The organism is Halalkalibacter nanhaiisediminis, from assembly GCF_007830185.1.
GTDB lineage: Bacteria > Bacillota > Bacilli > Bacillales > Bacillaceae_D > Halalkalibacter > Halalkalibacter nanhaiisediminis.
The window spans coordinates 180,657-201,065 of sequence record NZ_VLKZ01000005.1; the positions used below are offsets into that span (position 1 = coordinate 180,657).

22 protein-coding genes are annotated in these 20,409 nt (G+C 40.2%); 18 read left to right on the plus strand and 4 right to left on the minus strand.

Annotated features, from left to right (window positions below; genetic code table 11):
- Positions 1-7 precede the first annotated feature (7 nt).
- Entirely contained in the window at positions 8-871 is an 864-nt protein-coding gene (gene pheA / locus IQ10_RS10430; RefSeq protein ID WP_144450451.1) for a prephenate dehydratase, read from the plus strand.
- Positions 872-923: 52 nt separating this feature from the next.
- Here pheA and IQ10_RS10435 read toward each other — a convergent pair whose 3' ends face one another.
- Both IQ10_RS10435 and IQ10_RS10440 read right to left on the minus strand, forming a co-directional pair.
- On the minus strand, positions 924-1,460 hold the full coding sequence (locus IQ10_RS10435) for a transcription repressor NadR (RefSeq protein ID WP_144450452.1): 537 nt from the start codon (positions 1,458-1,460) through the stop codon (positions 924-926).
- Positions 1,461-1,466: 6 nt separating this feature from the next.
- Positions 1,467-2,594, minus strand: a complete 1,128-nt coding sequence (locus IQ10_RS10440) for an IscS subfamily cysteine desulfurase (protein ID WP_158640030.1) — start codon at positions 2,592-2,594, stop codon at positions 1,467-1,469.
- Positions 2,595-2,716: 122 nt separating this feature from the next.
- Between IQ10_RS10440 and nadB the strand changes: the two genes are divergently transcribed.
- The 12 genes from nadB to yajC all read left to right on the plus strand — a co-directional run bounded on the left by nadB (position 2,717) and on the right by yajC (position 13,905).
- Complete coding sequence (gene nadB / locus IQ10_RS10445) at positions 2,717-4,270, plus strand: L-aspartate oxidase (protein ID WP_144450454.1); 1,554 nt, start codon at positions 2,717-2,719, stop codon at positions 4,268-4,270.
- Between the two features lie 36 nt (positions 4,271-4,306).
- The gene (gene nadC / locus IQ10_RS10450; RefSeq protein WP_144450455.1) at positions 4,307-5,149 is read left to right on the plus strand and encodes a carboxylating nicotinate-nucleotide diphosphorylase; all 843 of its coding nucleotides are present in this window, start codon (positions 4,307-4,309) and stop codon (positions 5,147-5,149) included.
- 2 nt (positions 5,150-5,151) lie between these two features.
- On the plus strand, positions 5,152-6,258 hold the full coding sequence (nadA, locus tag IQ10_RS10455; protein WP_144450456.1) for a quinolinate synthase NadA: 1,107 nt from the start codon (positions 5,152-5,154) through the stop codon (positions 6,256-6,258).
- Between the two features lie 192 nt (positions 6,259-6,450).
- The gene (gene safA / locus IQ10_RS18405) at positions 6,451-7,560 is read left to right on the plus strand and encodes a SafA/ExsA family spore coat assembly protein (protein WP_242009812.1); all 1,110 of its coding nucleotides are present in this window, start codon (positions 6,451-6,453) and stop codon (positions 7,558-7,560) included.
- Between the two features lie 142 nt (positions 7,561-7,702).
- Positions 7,703-8,620, plus strand: a complete 918-nt coding sequence (locus IQ10_RS10465; protein ID WP_158640031.1) for a YhcN/YlaJ family sporulation lipoprotein — start codon at positions 7,703-7,705, stop codon at positions 8,618-8,620.
- A 150-nt stretch (positions 8,621-8,770) separates the two neighbouring features.
- Positions 8,771-9,331, plus strand: coding sequence for an intercompartmental signaling factor BofC (locus IQ10_RS10470; protein WP_144450458.1), 561 nt, complete (start codon positions 8,771-8,773; stop codon positions 9,329-9,331).
- Between the two features lie 107 nt (positions 9,332-9,438).
- Positions 9,439-10,053 carry a Holliday junction branch migration protein RuvA gene (ruvA, locus tag IQ10_RS10475; protein WP_144450459.1) on the plus strand — a complete coding sequence of 205 codons (615 nt, stop codon included), beginning with the start codon at positions 9,439-9,441 and terminating at the stop codon, positions 10,051-10,053.
- Positions 10,054-10,072: 19 nt separating this feature from the next.
- Positions 10,073-11,074 (plus strand): Holliday junction branch migration DNA helicase RuvB, encoded by a 1,002-nt coding sequence (gene ruvB / locus IQ10_RS10480; RefSeq protein ID WP_144450460.1) that lies wholly within the window; start codon positions 10,073-10,075, stop codon positions 11,072-11,074.
- The gene (locus IQ10_RS10485) at positions 11,071-11,289 is read left to right on the plus strand and encodes a DUF2905 domain-containing protein (protein WP_144450461.1); all 219 of its coding nucleotides are present in this window, start codon (positions 11,071-11,073) and stop codon (positions 11,287-11,289) included. The genes ruvB and IQ10_RS10485 overlap by 4 nt, the downstream gene beginning before the upstream one ends.
- Before the next feature lie 108 nt (positions 11,290-11,397).
- Positions 11,398-12,423 (plus strand): tRNA preQ1(34) S-adenosylmethionine ribosyltransferase-isomerase QueA, encoded by a 1,026-nt coding sequence (gene queA / locus IQ10_RS10490; RefSeq protein ID WP_144450462.1) that lies wholly within the window; start codon positions 11,398-11,400, stop codon positions 12,421-12,423.
- Positions 12,424-12,452: 29 nt separating this feature from the next.
- Positions 12,453-13,592 carry a tRNA guanosine(34) transglycosylase Tgt gene (tgt, locus tag IQ10_RS10495; RefSeq protein WP_144450463.1) on the plus strand — a complete coding sequence of 380 codons (1,140 nt, stop codon included), beginning with the start codon at positions 12,453-12,455 and terminating at the stop codon, positions 13,590-13,592.
- A 49-nt stretch (positions 13,593-13,641) separates the two neighbouring features.
- A complete protein-coding gene (gene yajC, locus IQ10_RS10500; protein ID WP_144450464.1) occupies positions 13,642-13,905 on the plus strand; it encodes a preprotein translocase subunit YajC in 264 nt (87 codons plus the stop codon).
- Between the two features lie 194 nt (positions 13,906-14,099).
- Here yajC and IQ10_RS10505 read toward each other — a convergent pair whose 3' ends face one another.
- Positions 14,100-14,477: a TIGR04086 family membrane protein gene (locus IQ10_RS10505; RefSeq protein WP_144450465.1), complete on the minus strand. Its 378-nt coding sequence runs from the start codon at positions 14,475-14,477 to the stop codon at positions 14,100-14,102.
- A gap of 243 nt (positions 14,478-14,720) precedes the next feature.
- Here IQ10_RS10505 and IQ10_RS10510 point away from each other — a divergent pair, with 243 nt between their 5' ends.
- Positions 14,721-15,380: a DUF421 domain-containing protein gene (locus IQ10_RS10510; protein WP_144450466.1), complete on the plus strand. Its 660-nt coding sequence runs from the start codon at positions 14,721-14,723 to the stop codon at positions 15,378-15,380.
- A 136-nt stretch (positions 15,381-15,516) separates the two neighbouring features.
- Here the strand turns inward: IQ10_RS10510 and spoVB are convergent, their stop codons facing one another.
- Positions 15,517-17,088 carry a stage V sporulation protein B gene (gene spoVB / locus IQ10_RS10515; RefSeq protein ID WP_144450467.1) on the minus strand — a complete coding sequence of 524 codons (1,572 nt, stop codon included), beginning with the start codon at positions 17,086-17,088 and terminating at the stop codon, positions 15,517-15,519.
- A 116-nt stretch (positions 17,089-17,204) separates the two neighbouring features.
- Between spoVB and IQ10_RS10520 the strand changes: the two genes are divergently transcribed.
- The 4 genes from IQ10_RS10520 to secF all read left to right on the plus strand — a co-directional run bounded on the left by IQ10_RS10520 (position 17,205) and on the right by secF (position 20,356).
- Complete coding sequence (locus IQ10_RS10520; RefSeq protein ID WP_242009813.1) at positions 17,205-17,693, plus strand: COG2426 family protein; 489 nt, start codon at positions 17,205-17,207, stop codon at positions 17,691-17,693.
- 14 nt (positions 17,694-17,707) lie between these two features.
- Positions 17,708-17,983: a post-transcriptional regulator gene (locus IQ10_RS10525; RefSeq protein ID WP_144450468.1), complete on the plus strand. Its 276-nt coding sequence runs from the start codon at positions 17,708-17,710 to the stop codon at positions 17,981-17,983.
- 137 nt (positions 17,984-18,120) lie between these two features.
- Positions 18,121-19,425 carry a protein translocase subunit SecD gene (gene secD, locus IQ10_RS10530; protein ID WP_144450469.1) on the plus strand — a complete coding sequence of 435 codons (1,305 nt, stop codon included), beginning with the start codon at positions 18,121-18,123 and terminating at the stop codon, positions 19,423-19,425.
- Positions 19,415-20,356, plus strand: coding sequence for a protein translocase subunit SecF (gene secF, locus IQ10_RS10535; RefSeq protein ID WP_144450470.1), 942 nt, complete (start codon positions 19,415-19,417; stop codon positions 20,354-20,356). The genes secD and secF overlap by 11 nt, the downstream gene beginning before the upstream one ends.
- The last annotated feature ends 53 nt before the right edge of the window (positions 20,357-20,409 follow it).

Below are 20,409 nucleotides of genomic sequence, written 5' to 3' on the forward strand. Positions count from 1 at the left end.
GGTTTTTATGAAAGTTGGTTATTTAGGACCAAAAGGAACGTTTACAGAAATGGCAGCAAGAGGCTTATTCAAAGAGTATGAATTAATTCCATATCGTACGATTCCTTCTTGTATGGATGCCGTTGCAGAATCAGAAGTAGACGTTGCGATTGTTCCGATCGAAAATGCAATTGAAGGCTCTGTTAATTTGACATTAGACTATTTGATTCATAAGCAACGAGTGCCGATTATTGGTGGAGTGACTTTGCCGATTGCTCAACAATTTCTCGTTCATCCTAGTAATTCAACAAAAAAAGTGGAGAAAATTGTTTCACATCCACACGCAATTGCGCAATGTCATGATTTCCTACAGGAGAAGTATCCTGATGCTGAGTGGGAATATATGAATTCAACTGGTACTGCAGCAGATTATGTCTCAAAACATCCCGACTTAAACATTGCAGCAATTGCAAATGAGCTTGCAGCTGATGAATACGGTTTATATACATTACATTCAAATGTGCACGATTATAGCCATAATCGAACGAGTTTTATTGTCCTCAGTCGTCAAAGTGAGGAAATACAGATTAGTGGACCTGATCATGTTGAAGATAAAACGACGCTTATGATTACACTACCTTCTGATTTCTCAGGGGCCTTGCACCAAGTTTTATCGGCTTTTGCTTGGCGAAAGCTTAACTTAACAAAAATTGAATCAAGACCAACGAAAACAGGTCTTGGGAATTATTTCTTTATTATCGATGTGGAAGGGTTAATGGATGACGTATTAATTCCAGGAGTGGTCTCTGAGCTCGAGGCACTTGGTTGTGGTGTAGACGTTCTTGGCAGTTACCCGTGCTTTGCTCTTTCTGTTAATAAGGCAAATGTGTAAGGTAATAGTAAAAAAGGTCTGACTCTCGTACGTGAAGTCAGACCTTTTTCGTTTAATCTTTTAAAATAAATCCTTTTTCATCAAGTGCTTCAATAGCCTGGTCTAGTTGCTCACTTGTGTTTGCTTCAATTAAATGGAGATGAACACCATTTGTCAGTTCTGATAAAAGAGCGGACTGAGTCTTTTGAAGTCGTGTGTAAAATTGTTCAACATCATGGCGAGTTGAGAGCATCAATGAAGCGGTAATTTCTCCGTACACAGCATGCTCGACAACAACTTGACGAACCGTAACACCGTGGTCAACTAAGGTGAATAATTCTTCTTTTGTTTCATCGGGTGTATGCTTACAGGCGATCATTCGACTAACCTTTTGAGATGGTTCTGTTTGAATGTAGATATAGCCTTGGGCAGTTGCTAGTATAGGATGCTTTTTCGCTTTCAAAATGGAGATATCTTGTACGATTACTTGTCTACTGACATTTGTTCGTTTTGCTAATTCACCGCCAGTTATCGGACTATCACTTGTTTGAAGCCAATTAATAATTAATTCTCTTCTTGTTTCTCCAAAAATTTTCTTTCCATCACTCACAGTGCATCAATCCCCTTTGTATCTCGACAATAACTGTTTAAATGTATTAATAAGCAACATTACCTCTTCATGCGTTGTTTGGCGCCCAAATGTGATTCGAATGAGTTCATGAGCTTCTGCTGGTGTTCGACCAATGCTAATTAACGTACGAGATGGTTGGCTTTCTCCAACACGACATGCAGAGCCTGTAGAAATTGCGATGCCATTTCGGTTACATTCAAGCATGACGAGTTGCCCTTCTACCCCTTTTACGCGAAGCCCGATATGAAAAGGCAGTCTTTTGATTGGATGACCTTCAAAGCTAATGCGGGAGTCATTCTCAAATGACGTAAGGAACAATTGACGAAGGTCTTTAAGCCTTTTCATCTCCTGCTTGGCAACAGGGAGAAACTCATCAATGGCTGCTGCGAATGCAGCGATAGCAGGTACATCGACTGTTCCTGCTCGAAATCCACTTTCATGTGTCGTTCCATTAAGAAATGGAGCCCAAGAGACATCTTTATCGATATATGCAGCGCCTACCCCTTTTGGACCATAACATTTATGAGCGGAGAGGCTAACACTCGATAGAATCTCTGTTGGAATTGGGAGTTTACCGAACGTTTGAACACAATCACTATGAAATAGTATATCATGCTCTGCTAAGGTTTTCCCAAGTGAATAAAGATCTTGAACTGTTCCAATTTCACTATTAGCATGGGCAATCGTAACTAACACCGTATCCTTTGTCAATACAGCTTGAAGCGTATTGACTGTTACTTGCCCGTATTGATTAAGAGGAACATAGATAATCGTAAAACCTCGTTGTTGTAAAAAAGTTAGCGCTTGATGAACAGAGTGGTGCTCGCCTTCTGTTGTAATGATCGTTCGTCCTCTTTTTTGATTGGCTAAAGCTAATCCTGTTAATGCAAGAAAGGTTGCCTCAGAACCAGAACCAGTGAAATAAACTTCGCGATCCATTGCATCAAGTGCATGAGCAATTGTTTGTCTGCTAAGAGATAGAACTTCCTCGCTTTCTATTCCTTGAGTGTGAAGGCTTCGACTATTGGCAAAAAAGTCGGTCGCAACACGGTGATATGTTTGTAAAGCAATATCAGACATTGGTGTCGTTGCGCTATAGTCAAAATAAATCATACTTATTCCTTTCCCCCTTTGAAAAAACGGAATCATCTCTTAATTAAAAATACTTGTCACAACTCTTATTTTATGTAAAGATAGGTGACAAGACAACTGTAAAATCATTTGGAGGAATAGAGATGTCCAAAAAAACGGTTGATGTGATTGTCATTGGAAGCGGGATTGCTGGTTTGATGACAGCCCATTTATTAGCTGATCATATGAATGTGATGATTATCACAAAGTCAAATGTGGAAACGAGTAATTCAAGCTGGGCACAGGGTGGAATGGCTGCAGCGATCGGACCACTTGATAATTGGAAGAAGCATTTTGCCGATACAATTGAAGCTGGTGGAAGCCATCATAAAATCGACCATGTTGAAATGCTGGTCAAGCGTGCACCGCACATCATTAAGATGTTAGAAAGTATGGGCGTTTTATTTGATAAACAGAAAGATGGGTCCTTGATGCTTGGACTTGAAGGAGCTCACCAGCACCGTCGTATTGTCCATGCGAAAGGTGATCAAACGGGTAAAGTCTTTACGAATGCGCTTATAAACGCATTAAAAGGTCGAGTCACCATCGTCGAACAGACGATGGTAGTAAAGCTTTTGATGGATGCTCGTCGAGTCATTGGTGTTCAAACGAAATCTGAATGTATATATGCTAAAGCGATCGTGCTTGCGACTGGTGGAGCTGGTCAGCTTTATACATATACATCCAATGTGCCTGAGGCTACAGGTGATGGCTTTGCACTTGCTTATAGGGCAGGGGCCAACTTAATGGATATGGAGTTCGTCCAATTTCATCCTACATTACTTGTGCAGGAGAGTCAGACACATGGTCTTATTAGTGAGGCAGTTCGAGGAGAAGGAGCTTACTTAATCGATGAAAAAGGTAATAAGCTGATGGATTGGCATCCGTTAGGCGACCTTGCACCAAGAGATGTCGTAAGCAGAGCAATTGAGTCGGCGATAAAGCAAGGGGAGCATATTTATTTAAATTACCAGCCGATTAAAGATTTTCCTGAGAGATTTCCAGGTTTGTATCAAAGGTGTAAACAGGCAAAGGTTGATTTGGAAGCAAAGCTTTTACCTGTTGCACCTGGGGCTCATTTTATTAGTGGAGGAATTGAGACGGATTGCTATGGACGTACGTCTTTAAGCGGGCTGTATGCAGTCGGTGAAGTTGCATGTACAGGCGTTCACGGGGCAAATCGTCTAGCGAGTAATTCCTTATTAGAGGGATTGGTTTTTGCTGAACAGGTCGCTACTCATATTCGTACAAATCCTAACCCATTACAGACGGATGTTGGAGAGCTACCATTTGAAGAAATGAGTATCCCTTTGTTACCACTACCAACAAAGGATGAAATTCAAAAGCAAATGACTGCAAATGTGAGTATCAAACGTGACGGACATCATTTACAAAAAATGAAACAATGGCTTGAACCTTCTATGATGCAAGCACTTCATGTTGATCAATTAGATGATCGATGGCAGTTAGAGCAGAAAAACATGTTACTCGTTGCATGGCTCATGACAGAGGCTGCTTTAGAGCGAACAGAAAGCAGGGGAGGGCATTTTCGCAGCGATTATCCACATAAGGATGATCAGAATTGGTTACGGGTCTACATCAATCATGCAAGAAATCAAGGATTCATTCGATCTGATTTACGGCCAGTGCAAGTGTAATGTTTTGAGTAAATAAATGGTTGGGGGAGAGGCAGGATGAACAGGTTATCAATAAAAGAACAGCTACAACATTTTTTAATTGAGGATATAGGAGAGGGCGACATCACAAGCAGAGCTGTCATTTCAACGCATGATATAGGGAGAGGGAGAATTGTCGCGAAAGCAGATGGTGTGATGGCAGGTGGTGAAATTCTTTCGATTGGATATGAACTCCTTGATACGCGTATTGTTGTCAAGGACATTGTGGAGGACGGAGCACGATTCTGGCAGGGTGAGACCATTGCTAAAATGGAAGGACCAATTGTTGGTTTGTTATCTGGAGAGCGAGTGTTACTTAACCTATTGCAACGAATGAGTGGTATTGCGACGATGACAAAACGAGCGATAGAACTGCTAAACGATCATTCAATCCGTATTTGTGATACGCGGAAAACAACGCCTGGATTACGCCAATTTGAAAAATACGCCGTTCGTTGTGGTGGTGGTTATAATCATCGTTTAGGACTAAATGATGCTATTCTTCTAAAAGAAAATCATCTATTGGCTGGTGGTGGCATTGAAGCAGCTGTTAGGGCAGTACGTGAGCAAATTGGTCATATGGTGAAAGTCGAAGTCGAGACGACAAATGAAACCGAGGTTCTAGAAGCCGTTCGCGCCGATGTTGATGTCATCATGTTTGATAACGCCACTCCAGATGAAATCAAGCAGTATATGAAGCATGTACCAGATAGTATGAAAACGGAAGCGTCAGGTGGCATCACTCTCGATAATTTGGCAACCTTCAAAGGATGCGGGATAGATTATATTTCGTTAGGCTGTTTAACGCACTCCGTTAAAGCGACAGATTTAAGCTTTTTACTTGAAAAGGGGGATAAGTAAGCATGAATTTTCTAGAAAAAATAGCTACGGTAGAACGGATGCCTGAGCGCTATATGCAAATGACAGTAGATGAAAAAAGAGAAAGAATCTTGCAAATCAAACAGGAGCTTGGTTCGCGCTTATTTATCCCGGGTCATCATTACCAGCGGGATGAAGTGATTGAATTTGCCGATGTAACAGGAGATTCTCTTCAACTTGCACAACTAGCTCAAGCGAATCAAGAAGCAGAGTTTATTGTTTTTTGTGGAGTACACTTTATGGCAGAAACAGCTGATATGTTAACGTCCAAGCAGCAACATGTGATATTGCCAGACCTTAAAGCAGGCTGTTCAATGGCTGATATGGCAGATATTGCACAAACGGAGTATGCGTGGATTGAGCTGTTGGAACAATTTGGTGATACGATCTTACCGCTAACGTATGTCAATAGTACGGCAGCGATTAAGGCTTTTTGTGGTAGGAATGGTGGAGCAACAGTTACGTCATCAAATGCAAAAGCGATGGTGAAATGGGCATTTACGCAAAAAGAACGGTTGTTGTTCTTACCAGATCAACATTTAGGGAGAAATACAGCGTATGATCTTGGTATTGAGCTTGAGCATATGGCTGTTTGGGATCCGATCAAGCGTGAACTTGAGTACGACGGAGCAATTGAAAATGTTAAAGTGATTTTGTGGAAAGGACATTGCTCTGTTCATGAAAAATTTACCGTGAAGCAGATTGAAAACTTCAGAAGTAACTCTCCTGAAACGACAATCATTGTTCATCCTGAGTGTACATTTGAAGTCGTTCAAGCGGCAGATTTAAATGGTTCAACGCATTATATCATTGAAACGATTAAAAATGCTCCAGCAGGCTCTTCTTGGGCTATTGGAACAGAAATGAACCTAGTGTATCGACTTAGTCAAGAGTATCCAGATAAGAACATTCAATCATTGAGTCCAACAATGTGTCCATGTTTAACGATGAATCGAATCGATCTTAATCATTTATTGTGGTCATTAGATGAGTTGCTTAAAGGGAATCTTCATTTTCCTATAACCGTTGACGAAGAAACAACAAAAGAAGCGAAGGTTGCTCTTGAAAGAATGCTTGTGCACCCATCCTGATGATGGGTGTTTTTCTTTTTTGATACGAAATTGGATAGGCATAAACCTCTTTTTTTTCACATAAGCTGTGCTGAGAACCTTTGATATTAAGGCTTTTTCTACATGAAATGGTCCATTATAGGTAGAATGCTCGTGTCATTTCGCCTACAGCAACATACGATGTAAAGAACGGTAAGAGGAGGGAATAAAATCGTGAAAATTCATATTGTCCAAAAGGGAGATACGCTTTGGAAGTTAGCGAAAAAGTATGGTGTTGATTTTGAAAAGTTAAAAGCAGCTAATACTCAACTTTCTAATCCAGACATGATTATGCCTGGCATGAAAATCAAAATTCCAACTGGAAGTATTCCAGTAAAAAAAGAGGCACCAGTCGCTGGAGCACCACATATGAAAGAGCAACCATATCAAAAAGAAGGCTTAAAGCCTCCGCCGACGACAGTTGCGCCTTTGCCTCAAGCTCCACAGCCAGTACCACAACCAATGCCAATGCCGCAAATGAAGATGCCACAGCCAATGCCACAGCCGAAAATGCCACAACCAAACATGTATGAGGCAAATATGAATGTTTTTTTATACCAGCCACAAGCTAAGCCAATGCCGCAACCAATGCCAGCTCCCGCTGTTCAAAAGCCACCAATCCCTAAAAAGGTTGAACCAAAAAAAGAAATGGTAAAGCCGAAAGAAGTAGTGAAGCCAGCCCAAAAAGAACAACCGATGCCAACACCATCACAGCCACCTAAACAACCACAAATGCAGCAGCCAACTTATCAGCCACAGATGAAGATGCAACCTTCAATGCAATCACCAATGTTTGCAAATCAGCAATTGATGGGGCAACAGCAACCACAACAGATGCAGCCGTCTATACCACCACAAATGTTTCCGAATCAGCCGCAAATGTCACAACCAGTGCTGCAGACACAGCAGCAGCCAATCTATCAGCAACCTGTACAGCAACCATCTTATTATCCATATGATCCATCTTGCTGGCAACCAATTAGTCCAGTGATGCCAGGTTGTGCGCCGTGTGGGCCAATGTATCCACAACAACTGATGCCGATGCAACAATATCCACAACAGATGATGCAACCAACATATGAGCAGATGGGGCAACCCAATATGCCTTTTTATCCACAACCATCACAGATGCCACAAGCTCAACAAGCTTTTGAAAATGACTGGATGAATTATAGTGCAATGCAGCCACAGATGTATGATCCTAACATTCAAATGATGCAAGCGCATGGATTTGAGAATAATCAGCCGATGCCTTATCGTGAAGAGGATGATTATGAGGATTAAGAGCAAATAATGGAAAGGGTTGTCTAAAGGTCTTTTTTGACCTTTTCAGACAGCCCTCTTGCTATGGAACTTTGCCCATTAACTTACAGACTAAAGTATGTCCCGATTAGCCAAGATAATTGGTGAAAGGGGGATTTCAAATATGAAAAAAATCGCAATGTCAGTTGCAGTTGCAACAATGCTTTTAGGTGGTCTCACTGCATGTGGTGGAGATGACGCAGCAACAGGTATGAACGCGAATTATCGATCAACAGGTTTTGAAGCACAAGATTCGAATGGCGCTTATACAAATTCACGATACCGCGGACAAGGCCCTGTAACGGATATGATGACACCAGATGATCGCGGTCCGAGATACGGAACCTTAGATCGTCAAGGTGCGCGTACACACTTAAATAATTACAGTACTCGTGGATTAAATGAAAAAAGCATAAGAAACCAACGTGCTTTGGATATGGACCGTGATGGATACCGTATCAATCAGAATGCTCCAGGTATGGGACGAACAGGCTTAACAGGTGGTAACCGTCCAGGCATGGTTGATGAAGATGGACTATTACGTGGAAGAGCTCGTAATGGTAACCAACGTGTTCAAATGTATAATCAACACCGTGATGCTAATGGTACACGTGCCAATAGCGCAACGGGTCACAAGAGCTATCATCAAAGTCAGCAGCGTGCACAAAATGGTCAGCATGCGATGAATTATCATAAAGATTACGATAGTCAAACAGCGCAAAATATTGCTAATCGTGTTGTAACAATTAATGGCGTTGATGATTGTCGTGTCATTGTTCATAATGATGATGTCGTCGTTGGTGTTGAAGCAAACAAAAACGCTGATCAGGTTCAACAAAAGGTTGAACGCACAGTCCAAAAATTAGCTAATGGCAAAAATGTACATGTAGTCACAGATACTGATATTGTTGGGCGAATTCGTACAATGGACGATCAGCTTCGAACAGGAACAGCTTTTGATGAAGTAACAGACACATTTACAGACATGCTTGGTGATTTAGGTAATGCTATACAACGCCCTTTTGAAAGAATGCAGCGTTAATATAGAATGTAACGAAGACAGTGGGGATTATCCTGCTGTCTTTTATTCGTTTAGTGAATGACAACTTCCATTTTTGGATAAGATAATCCTATGAATGGAAGTTCTTTGTATTGCTTTATCTATTTTACTAACAATGGTGGTGGAGAGCTGATGAAGCGATTAAGACGAATTCAGCAAAGAAATAATGGCCTTTTTCTCTTTTTGGTTATGTTTATCAGTGTGGGTTTAATTGGCCTAAATATACCCTTACTAGAAGAAAGCCAAGCCGAGACTCAAAAGCCAGCGGCATTTGAGGTTATGGGACCGAAAACAATAGATGTCATATTAGAGCGTATTTACTTAGATGGAGAAAAAAGCGAGGAACGAGTGAAAGAAACCATTTGGTCTATGGAAGATTTTTGGGCAATGTATGAAGAATGGGATTTGGTTGATCAGAATGAACAGAGAATGATTTTCAGGAAAGAGGTAAACGATATTTCGCCTTTGCTAAAGATGAATGGTTATTTTGGCTTAACGCAAGATGGTGTGTTAAGCATTTATGAAGGAGTACCAAATAAAGAGCAGGTTATTCATTCCTTCTTTCAGCTAGATACAAGCAAGTTAAAGAGCCAACAGCATTCAGATCTGATAAAAGGCATTCCTGTAAAAGATCTAGATCATTATCAAGAGGTGCTTCAAGCATTTGGGCAATATAAAGCCAAGGAAATATAAACATACTGTTTCTACTTTATTGTAGAAGCAGTTTTTTTATTCGATATCCACACTCCATGTGCTAAAATAGAAATAAATGTTCGTATGTAGAGAGAGGAAGTACGTTTGTGATTGAATTTGTTCAAGGAACACTTGTTGATATTGACACACAATATATTGTGATTGACCATCATGGATTAGGTTATCAAGTTTATTGTCCGAACCCGTATATTTTTCAAAAAAAGCTAGATCAATCTGTGCGAATTTATACATACCAGTATGTTCGTGAAGATGTAATTCGACTTTTTGGATTTCAAACAAAACAAGAACGAGCGCTGTTTGAAAAGCTACTTAACGTGTCAGGAATCGGACCAAAGGGTGCTCTAGCCATACTCGCATCAGGTCAGCCAGAGGATGTTGTCTATGCGATTGAAGAAGAAAATGAAGCGTTTTTAGTGAAATTCCCTGGGGTTGGGAAAAAGACAGCGCGTCAAATTATTCTTGATTTAAAAGGCAAGCTTGATGAATTTACACCGAACTTATTAAATAGTGGTGCTGATAAAGATTTAACTGTTCTAAAGCCGAGTAGTAAGAATGAAGCCCTAGAAGAAGCCCTAGAAGCTTTACGAGCACTGGGGTATGTCGAGAAAGAATTGAAGAAGGTTCGACCTCATTTAGAGAAAGAAGAATTGATGACGGATGGATATATTAAAAAAGCTCTTCAATTGATGTTAAAAGGGTAAGGAACGGAGGTGCATCGAGATGGAAGAACGGATGGTTTCTGCGGAGGCGCAAGGATTAGAGGATTCTTTAGAGCAAAGTGTTCGACCTCATGACCTTAAACATTATATTGGACAGGAAAAAGTAAAAAAGAATCTTGAAGTGTTTATGGAAGCGGCAAAAATGCGTGAAGAGTGCTTAGATCATGTCCTTTTATATGGTCCCCCAGGTCTTGGGAAAACAACGTTATCAGCCATTATCGCTGCGGAAATGGGTGTTCAAATGAGAACAACTTCTGGTCCAGCGATTGAACGTCCAGGCGATTTAGCGGCGATCTTAACAGCTCTTGAACCAGGAGATGTGTTATTTATTGATGAGATTCATCGTTTGAATCGAATGGTAGAAGAAGTATTGTACCCAGCAATGGAGGATTTTTGTCTAGATATTGTGATTGGAAAAGGTCCAACAGCACGCTCTGTTCGCCTTGATTTGCCACCATTTACGCTAGTAGGGGCGACGACAAGAGCGGGAATGCTGTCAGCGCCACTGCGAGATCGTTTTGGTGTCATGGCTCGTCTCGAGTATTATAAGGAAGAAGAGCTAGCGCTTATTGTTAAACGGACAGCCGATATATTTGAGACAGAAATTAATGATGAAGCAGCGAGTGAAATTGCTCGTCGCGCAAGAGGAACACCACGTATTGCGAATCGTTTATTACGAAGAGTGCGTGATTTTGCTCAAGTACAAGGGGATGGGATCATTACTTTGGACCTTGCTAAGCACTCGCTTCAAGAATTGCAGGTCGATCGTTTAGGACTTGATCATATTGACCATAAATTATTATATGGCATGATCGAAAAGTACCGCGGTGGACCTGTTGGACTTGAGACGATATCAGCAACAATTGGTGAAGAGGCAGAAACGATTGAAGATGTGTATGAACCATATCTATTGCAAATTGGCTTTATTCAAAGAACACCAAGAGGGCGCGTCGTCACTGCAGCATGTTATGAACATTTTGGGTTGGAGGTGCCTAAATCATGAACTCATTTCCGAAGATCATGATAATAATTGGAATCGTCTGTATTATTGTTGGCGTGCTTTGGTTCTTTATTGGACGTTTCATACCACTTGGGAAGCTTCCTGGGGACATCTTAATTAAGCGAGAGAATATGACGTTTTATTTCCCATTAATGACAAGTATTATTGTAAGCATCGTATTATCGCTGATCTTTTTCTTATTCGGTCGTTTTAAGTAAAAGAATGAAGACTTGATTTTTCTAATGTCTTGCATGGTAGTTAGACTTTCGGTATGATAGTAAAGATGTAAAAATGGACGGATTTTTTGAAAAAAGGTGAAGAAAAAGATGAATGTAGAAGAATTTGATTTTCAATTACCAGAAGAATTAATTGCTCAGACGCCGCTTCTAGACAGGACGGCGTCTCGTTTGCTTGTCCTTGATCGTAAAACGGGTCAAACAACAGATCGTACATTTGAAACGATTATTGATGAGCTTCAACAAGGTGATTGTCTTGTTTTAAATGATACACGAGTCCTGCCAGCAAGATTATATGGGACGAAAGAAGAAACGGGTGCAAAAGTTGAAGTGCTACTTTTAAAGCAGCTGGAAAATGACGAATGGGAAACACTTGTTAAGCCAGCTAAACGAGTCAAAAAAGGAACTGTGATTCAATTTGGAGACGGAAGATTAACAGCGATTTGTACTGGAGAAGCTGATCATGGCGGACGCGTTTTAAAAATGAGCTATAAAGGCATTTTCCATGAAGTGCTTGATGAGCTTGGTGAAATGCCTCTTCCACCTTATATTAAGGAGACTTTGCCAGATCAAGAACGTTATCAAACGGTTTATGCGAAGCATCGAGGCTCTGCTGCGGCACCAACAGCTGGTCTTCATTTTACAAATGAACTGCTTGAACGCATTCAAGAAAAGGGTGTTCATGTTACGTTTATAACGCTTCATGTTGGGCTAGGAACGTTTCGTCCAGTCAGTGTTGACAATGTTGAAGATCATGAGATGCATGCAGAATTTTATCAGATGAGTGAAAGTACTGCAGCGCTTTTAACGCAGGTTCGAAAGCAGGGTGGACGAATTTTTGCCGTTGGGACTACGTCTGCTAGAACATTAGAAACAATTATGAAGGAATACGGCGAATTTCGTGATTGCTCAGGTTGGACATCGATTTTTATTTATCCTGGTTATGAAGTATTAGGCTTTGATGGACTATTAACAAATTTCCATTTACCCAAATCGACGCTTGTCATGCTTGTCAGTGCATTTGCTGGAAAAGAGTACGTGATGAATGCTTATGAACATGCGGTAAAGGAAAGATATCGTTTTTTCAGTTTTGGAGATGCGATGTTGATTCGTTAATATGCGAATGATCTTAAGGAGGAAATAGAGTGGCAGCAATAACGTACGAACATATCAAAACATGTAAGCAGTCTGGCGCTCGTCTTGGGCGTGTTCATACTCCACATGGAACGTTTGAAACGCCAATTTTTATGCCTGTAGGGACGCTTGCAACGGTAAAGACAATGAGCCCAGAGGATTTATATGATATGAATGCTCAAATTATTTTAAGTAACACGTATCATCTATGGTTAAGACCTGGACATGAAATTATCCGTGAAGCAGGCGGATTGCATAAATTTATGAACTGGAAACGGCCCATTTTAACCGATTCGGGTGGATTTCAAGTATTTAGTTTAAGTGACCTGCGTAAGATTGAAGAGGAGGGTGTCCATTTCCGTAACCATTTAAATGGAGATAAGCTGTTCCTTAGTCCTGAAGGCGCAATGGAAATCCAAAATGCGCTTGGCTCTGACATTATGATGGCTTTCGATGAATGTCCACCATACCCTGCTGAATATGATTATATGAAGAAGTCTGTTGAGCGAACAAGTCGCTGGGCTGAGCGTTGCTTAACTGCACACGCAAGACCAAATGATCAAGGCTTATTTGGAATTGTTCAAGGTGGAGAATATGAGGATTTAAGAAGACAAAGTGCTGAGGATTTAGTATCACTTGATTTCCCTGGTTATGCGATTGGTGGTCTTTCTGTTGGGGAGCCAAAAGATGTGATGAATCGAGTTCTTGAATTTACAACTCCTCATCTTCCGACAGACAAACCTCGTTATTTAATGGGTGTTGGTTCAGCTGACTCGTTGATTGACGGGGCGATTCGTGGTATAGACATGTTTGATTGCGTGTTACCAACACGTATTGCACGTAATGGTACACTCATGACAAGTACAGGTAGACTTGTTGTTCGAAATGCAAAGTATGCGCGTGATTTTAGACCACTTGACGAAAATTGTGACTGTCATGTTTGTCAAAATTATTCCAGAGCGTATATTCGCCATCTTGTGAAATGTGAAGAAACGTTCGGATTTAGATTGACATCTTATCATAATCTATATTTCCTGTTAAACTTAATGGAGCAAGTAAGACAAGCAATTCGAGAAGATCGATTACTTGACTTTAGAGAAGAATTTTTCGAGCAATACGGTTTTAATAAACCAAATGCGAAAAATTTCTAATGTAAAAAGATGACTATGCATTTTTTATTAATGAAAGGGGGGAAAACAAATGGAACTATTTGGAACACTACTTCCGCTTATTTTAATGTTTGCGATTTTTTACTTCTTACTCATCCGACCACAACAAAAGAAGCAAAAAGCGATTCGTGACATGCATAATTCACTACAACGCGGAGATAAAATCGTAACAATTGGTGGGCTTCATGGAACAATTGATTCGATTGATGAAGATGTGATGGTAATCCTTGTTAACGATAATCGTAAGCTGACGTTTGATCGTGGTGCTGTACGTGAAGTTGTTAACCCAGACTGATGAAATACATAAGAAAAGCGCAACGAGTCATCGCTGTGCTTTTCTTTTTTAATATAAAGTTAATATTCGATGATGTCTGGCTACAGCCCCTAGTCGCTCGAGGTTGCTTCAGTCTGGAAATAGTCACCTGAAACCTGGAAACACATTCTTACAGCTCTGGTCGCGACTGGTCAAGGCGCTTTCGCTTTTCTGTACTATTTATTACTTGAGAGATTCACACCAATGATCCCCCCAAGTGCAGCTACGAGCAAATATCCACCATGGTACATATACTGCTCTGATGTAAAGCTACTATCATAGCCTAGAAATTGAATCAAAAATGTGATTAAAGAAAATAGTAAGGCGGTAGAAGCTCCTGCCATTAAACCTCTTTCCTTAGCCTTTGCCCCTGACATCACTCCCCCTAAAAACATCGCGATGAAAGCAGCCGTTAGAATTAGCCAACTAACCGATTGCTCGGTAAAGGAAGTAAATGATAAGACAAGCGAAATGACAAAACTAAACGATAAGACGATTACTAACACTGTTGTTAGTCCAACTAATACAGCAGGAAAGAACCCTCGATAGGTCAAGACAAACTCCCCTTCCAATTCGTATATTGTAAAACATCCTATTACAGCTTATTCAGGCTTGTTTAGAATAGACGCGTATTTTGCCTGTCTTATAAAATCGGACATGTTTATCTGTTGGTTATTACTGAAGAAGCAAAAAATAACGGTTAATTAAGCGACTTCCAAAAGCTACAAATCATGTGTTGTGCTGCTTCGGTCATACTAACTAATAAGACAATGGTTAGTGCGACAAGGAGGGTTACGATGGATTACATGACCATTATGCTTAGAACGCTCTTGATCTATTTCATCATCCTCTTTGTGCTGCGGTTTATGGGGAAACGTGAAATTGGTCAACTTTCGATTCTTGATTTTGTTGTCTCAATTATGATTGCAGAACTAGCCGTTATTTCTATTGAAAACTTCCAAGCTCCGATGCTGTATTCAATTGTTCCGATTGTGGTCTTGTCTGTTATCCAAATTGTATTTGCGATTATTTCACTTAAAAGTGAGAAGCTGCGCGATCTCATTGATGGCGAACCGTCTGTACTAATTAATCAAGGAAAAATCGATGAGGAAGAAATGAGAAAGCAACGATATAATTTTGATGATTTACTTATCCAATTAAGACAAAATAAAATTAATAAAGTATCAGATGTTGAATTTGCGATACTTGAGCCATCAGGAAAACTTTCTGTTATTGAAAAAGAAAAGAATAAGGAAAAGCAAAGCGGACCAATCATGCCACTTCCCTTAATTTTAGATGGAAAGGTACAAGAAGAGCATCTTCGCCAGCTTAGTCAAACGCCCTTATGGCTTAGACAGCAGATGCGAAAACTTGGCTATCGTGATATTAAAAAAATATCCTACTGTGCTTTAAGGGATCAGGATACCTTTTTTGTTGATTTGAAAGATGAGGAATAAGAGCAAAAAGACCTTTACATTTGCACGATTGTAATAGAACAAAAGCCACGGCATATTGCTCGTGGCTTTTGTTCTGTGTTGAAAAAGGGTAAATTTGGATTTTGCTATAAAGACTTATCAATAAGCTAAGTTTGGTTTATGCACGTGGGAGGAGGAATTGAAGCCTTTTTCCGATAACAGGTACACGGATTAATTCCTCTCGTTTCACAAGTCCAAGCAGGAGCATAAATATAGAATAGAATATCGTCGTGATGCTAATAGCTAGTAAGGTCTTTACAAGTAAGGATAGAGAACCAAAAGAAATTCCTGTCAGTATATAGCCAATTCCAGTAGATGTCATTATTAAAATGATTGCTTTCATCAGCATTTTTGCGTCAATTGTAAAGCTAATTGTTTTAGCAACAGATGCAAAGTGGAGCAAAGTCACTAGAACAAAGCCAATGACAACAGCGAGGGCAGCTCCCATAATGCCGAGTTCAGGCCTTGTTGCAAGAACGAAAATCGCTGCTATCTTAATAACCGCACCAAAAAGGCTATTCATCATCGCAGCTTTTGCTAAGTTTAAGGCTTGCAAGGTTGCTTGAAGCGGTCCTTGAAAATACAAGAAAATGCTAAAAGGGGCCATTAATTTAACATACGTTGCAACGGTCGGAGCGTCATACATTAATTCCATAATCGGTTCAGCGAAAATATAGAGAACGACAACAGCTATGCCGCCAGATAATAAGGCGAGTCTTAATGCTTGGTTTAAGCGAAAATGAACCGTTTTGAAATGCTTTCTGGCTGCTGCTTCACTAATGGCTGGGACGAGTGAGACGGAAAGAGAGTACGTAATAAATGTCGGAAGCAATAAAAGAGGGATGACAAAGCCTGCGAGCTCTCCGTATTGTCTTGTAGCCATTACGGTTGCCACCCCTGCAAGAGCTAAACTTTGGGCAACGACAATCGGTTCAAAGAAAAGAGAAAGGGAGCCAATTAGCCTGCTTCCTGTTGTCGGTAGGGCGATTGCCATTAAATCTTTAAATGTGTGCTTGCCCTGTTTGACATAAGAAAAAAAACCACGACGAACCTGAAAACGTTTATTCATTTTAAACATGAAAATCATATAGACAAGCGAAGCCAATTCACCAATGACAACAGAGATCATCGCTCCAGCAGCTGCATACTCGACACCCATTGGTAAAAAAGCGCTAGTCATAACGGCAACGAGCGTAATACGTACCACCTGTTCAATGACTTGAGAATAAGCGGTAGGTTTCATATTTTGTTTTCCTTGAAAATATCCACGCATCACAGATGAGAGAGCAACAATCGGTACAATTGGTGCAATCGCAATCAACGGGAAGTAAGCTCTTGCATCCGTTAATAGAGTTTGGGCAATAAATGGGGCGAATACAACCATTGCTATCGTAAAAATGATACTCAATGAGCCAGTAACAGCAAGCGAGACAACAAGAATTCGTTTTATTTTTGTACGGTCATTTGTAGCCTCAGCTTCTGCTACTAATTTGGAGATGGCCACAGGTAGACCAAGTTGTGTGAGAGTGATAACAAGAAGAAGGGTCGGCACAGCCATCATGTAAAGCCCAACACCTTCTGCTCCCATAATTTTCGCAACGACAATTCGATTTACGAAACCGAGAAGTTTTGTGATGAGACCAGCGATTATTAAAATAAGCGTTCCTCTTAGAAACGTTTGCTTCGTCATGGACAACCCTACTTTCACAAAAAATGATGGATATTTTCTGCTATTATTTATATGCTTAGTAATGGGTCAAGCATGACAAGTAGTTAAAGAGACGCATATTGAGAGGGAGCTTCGATTTGACTGATAATCTTAGCGATTTTCTTGTAGAATCATTTCAATTCTTACCGCCAGAATTAATTGTGATCTTACTTTCTGCTATGCCAATACTCGAACTTCGCGGTGGGATTCCTGTCGGGATTCTGACATTTGGAATGGAACCAATCGTTGCAATGATGTACGCTTTGATCGGTAACATACTACCGAATTTACCGATTATGTTATTTTTCAGACCAATTAGTAAATGGATGTTACAGTTCAGCTTTTATAGGCAGTTTTATGATTGGCTGTATGATCGCACAATGAAAAAAAGTGGACAGATTGAAAAATTTGGCGCGCTAGGATTGGTTTTGTTTACGGCTGTCCCCTTACCAACTACTGGAGCCTATTCTGCTTGTTTAGCAGCTATTTTATTTTTTATCCCTATTAAGTTTGCTTTTTTCTCTATTTCGGTTGGGGTTGTGATAGCAGGGGGAGCACTTACGCTTATGACATATTTTTTAACATAAAGGAGTGTTTTCATATGAAAGAAAAGCAACAATTTGAAGTTTGGAGACAAGATCTTGAGCCAGCAATCCTTAGCAAAGTTGATGAATTTCACTTTCTCGGTTATGACCGTGCAACAGCTGAAGAGGTGTGGGAATGTGTCGTGTATCAATTACGTAAGGAAAAAGGATTTATACATTTGCACGCTTTTGTGAATCGCATATTAACGTTAAAGCCGCAAACATACATGACATGGCTAACAATCAACTCCTATAAAAATCCTGAAGATTGGTTTGGAGAATATGAGTCATAAGTATAGCGAAATATTGAAATGTTTGATAGAAAATTGACTGGTTTTTCCTAGAAAGCTATAATGGGACTATTGTGTATCGTCCTAAAAGCAGATAGGTAAGCACAGTGTTTGTATGAAGAAGGAGGCAGGAAAGGAATATGGTTAAAAAAGGGCGGATAGTCGCTTTTTTTCTTATTGTAGCAGTTCTTGCAGTGTTGATCAGCCAAACTGTAATGGGGATTACAAAAGGAATTAGTCTAGGACTCGATCTCCAAGGTGGATTTGAAATATTGTATGAAGTAGAACCATCTAATGAGGGAGACGTTATTAATGATGAAACACTAAGTGCAACGGTTGCTGCGCTTAACCAGCGTGTCAACGTTTTAGGGGTTTCTGAACCAAATATTAGAATCGAAGGTGAGAACCGAATTCGTGTTCAATTAGCAGGTGTCACGGATCAGCAAACGGCTATTGAGCTTCTCTCCACTGAGGCAAATTTAACGATTCGAGATGTTCATGATCAAGTGCTCGTTGAAGGAAGCGATTTACGTCAAAATGGGGCAAGTTCATCAATAAATCCTGATAACAATGAGCCTATTGTGACACTGACTTTAAATGATGCAACTCAAATGGAGCAAATTTCAAGGGATATGCTTGCAAGACCTCCAGCTGAAAACTTGCTTGTTATCTGGCTTGATTTTGAAGAAGGTGTAGATTCTTATGCAAATGAAGCTGCAAAAGAAGACCCTAAGTTCTTATCGGCTGCAGTTGTGCGTCAAGTGATTCCTTCTAACACAGCAACGATTAGCGGGAGCTTTACGCTTGAAGAAACTCAATTTCTTGCTGAAGTCTTAAACGCTGGATCTCTTCCTGTTGATCTTAAACAAGTTTCTTCTAATTCAGTTGGTGCTTCACTTGGTGAGCAAGCAATGGAACAAACAATTTTCGCAGGATTTATTGGGATCGCATTAATTTTTGCCTATATGCTATTCTATTACCGTTTCATGGGCATGATTGCAGTTATTACTTTAACGACGTATATCTATCTTGTTTTACTTGTGTTTAATTGGATGAATGCTGTGTTGACTTTACCTGGTATTGCGGCATTAATACTTGGTGTCGGAATGGCAGTCGATGCAAATATTCTTACGTACGAACGGATCAAAGAGGAAATTCGTTCGGGCAAATCGATTATGTCTGCGTTTAAAGCGGGGAACCGTCGTTCGCTCGCAACAATATTCGATGCAAATATTACGACGATCATTGCGGCTGTTGTTTTATTCTCATTTGGTACAAGCTCTGTCCAAGGGTTTGCCGTTATGTTAATCGTCAGTATCTTAATGAGCTTTATAACAGCTGTATATGGTACAAGGGTATTACTTGGCTTATGGGTGAACAGTCGTGCCCTTAATAAGAAGCCTCGTTTGTTTGGTGTAAAGGAAGGTGAAATTAATGAACTTTGATTTCCATGACCGAGATATTGATTTCGTCAAACATCGAAATAAATTTTTTGTACTTTCATCAGCTTTTACATTGATTGGTGTCATTTTATTGCTGACTTTAGGATTGAATCTTGGTATTGATTTCGAAAGCGGTTCACGTGTAGAAGTGGTAGCACCTGATACAGTTACAGCTGACGAAATAAGAGAAGAGTTTGCACAAATCGGTGAAGGGTATGTACCAGATGACATCACGCTCGGTGGCGATAACAATGAAAGAGCTAGTGTTGGGTTTATTGGTGTATTAGGTCCTGAAGAGATTGCAGAAATTCAGGCTTACTATAATGAGAAGTATGGTTCTGAACCAAATGTAAGTACTGTTTCACCAACAGTTGGACAAGAACTAGCTCGAAATGCGTTATTTGCTATCTTGTTTGCGTCACTTGGAATTGTCATTTATGTAGCCGTTCGGTTTGAGCTTACGTACGGAGTAGCTGCAATTGTCGCTTTACTGCACGATGCTTTTTTCATCATTGTCGTGTTTAGTTTGCTACAAATGGAAGTGAATGTTCCGTTTATTGCTGCAGTGTTAACGATTGTTGGTTATTCAATTAATGATACGATTGTTACCTTTGACCGTATTCGAGAGAACTTGAAGCTGTCAAAACGAGTAAAGAGCTTTGATGATTTAGCGGAAATTGTAAATAAAAGCCTTGTTCAAACGTTATCTCGTTCAATTAACACCGTTTTAACGGTTGTTTTTGCAGCGGCCGCTATTTTCGTATTTGGTGGGGATGCAATTCGTTCGTTTGCCTTCGCTCTCCTAATTGGTCTAGTTGCTGGAACATATTCATCGATGTTTCTTGCTGCTCAGTTATGGTTAGTTTGGAAAGCTAAGCAGTTAAAGAAAAAAAAATTTCAGCCTCAGCAACCTGAAGGGGAACCAACTGCATAATGGATGAAGACCATAGGGAAGAGCCTATGGTCTTTTAAATGTCGAACCTGTTT

Excerpts from the sequence above, each read along its gene's own strand:
- secF (WP_144450470.1), top strand. The coding sequence starts at position 19,415 with ATGAACTTTGATTTCCATGACCGAGATATTGATTTCGTCAAACATCGA.
- spoVB (WP_144450467.1), bottom strand. The coding sequence starts at position 17,088 with ATGACGAAGCAAACGTTTCTAAGAGGAACGCTTATTTTAATAATCGCT.
- yajC (WP_144450464.1), top strand. The coding sequence starts at position 13,642 with ATGGAACTATTTGGAACACTACTTCCGCTTATTTTAATGTTTGCGATT.
- IQ10_RS10465 (WP_158640031.1), top strand. The coding sequence starts at position 7,703 with ATGAAAAAAATCGCAATGTCAGTTGCAGTTGCAACAATGCTTTTAGGT.
- nadC (WP_144450455.1), top strand. The coding sequence starts at position 4,307 with ATGAACAGGTTATCAATAAAAGAACAGCTACAACATTTTTTAATTGAG.
- IQ10_RS10485 (WP_144450461.1), top strand. The coding sequence starts at position 11,071 with ATGAACTCATTTCCGAAGATCATGATAATAATTGGAATCGTCTGTATT.
- nadB (WP_144450454.1), top strand. The coding sequence starts at position 2,717 with ATGTCCAAAAAAACGGTTGATGTGATTGTCATTGGAAGCGGGATTGCT.
- queA (WP_144450462.1), top strand. The coding sequence starts at position 11,398 with ATGAATGTAGAAGAATTTGATTTTCAATTACCAGAAGAATTAATTGCT.
- nadA (WP_144450456.1), top strand. The coding sequence starts at position 5,152 with ATGAATTTTCTAGAAAAAATAGCTACGGTAGAACGGATGCCTGAGCGC.
- IQ10_RS10525 (WP_144450468.1), top strand. The coding sequence starts at position 17,708 with ATGAAAGAAAAGCAACAATTTGAAGTTTGGAGACAAGATCTTGAGCCA.
- IQ10_RS10440 (WP_158640030.1), bottom strand. The coding sequence starts at position 2,594 with ATGATTTATTTTGACTATAGCGCAACGACACCAATGTCTGATATTGCT.
- secD (WP_144450469.1), top strand. The coding sequence starts at position 18,121 with ATGGTTAAAAAAGGGCGGATAGTCGCTTTTTTTCTTATTGTAGCAGTT.
- IQ10_RS10510 (WP_144450466.1), top strand. The coding sequence starts at position 14,721 with ATGGATTACATGACCATTATGCTTAGAACGCTCTTGATCTATTTCATC.
- IQ10_RS10470 (WP_144450458.1), top strand. The coding sequence starts at position 8,771 with ATGAAGCGATTAAGACGAATTCAGCAAAGAAATAATGGCCTTTTTCTC.
- pheA (WP_144450451.1), top strand. The coding sequence starts at position 8 with ATGAAAGTTGGTTATTTAGGACCAAAAGGAACGTTTACAGAAATGGCA.
- ruvB (WP_144450460.1), top strand. The coding sequence starts at position 10,073 with ATGGAAGAACGGATGGTTTCTGCGGAGGCGCAAGGATTAGAGGATTCT.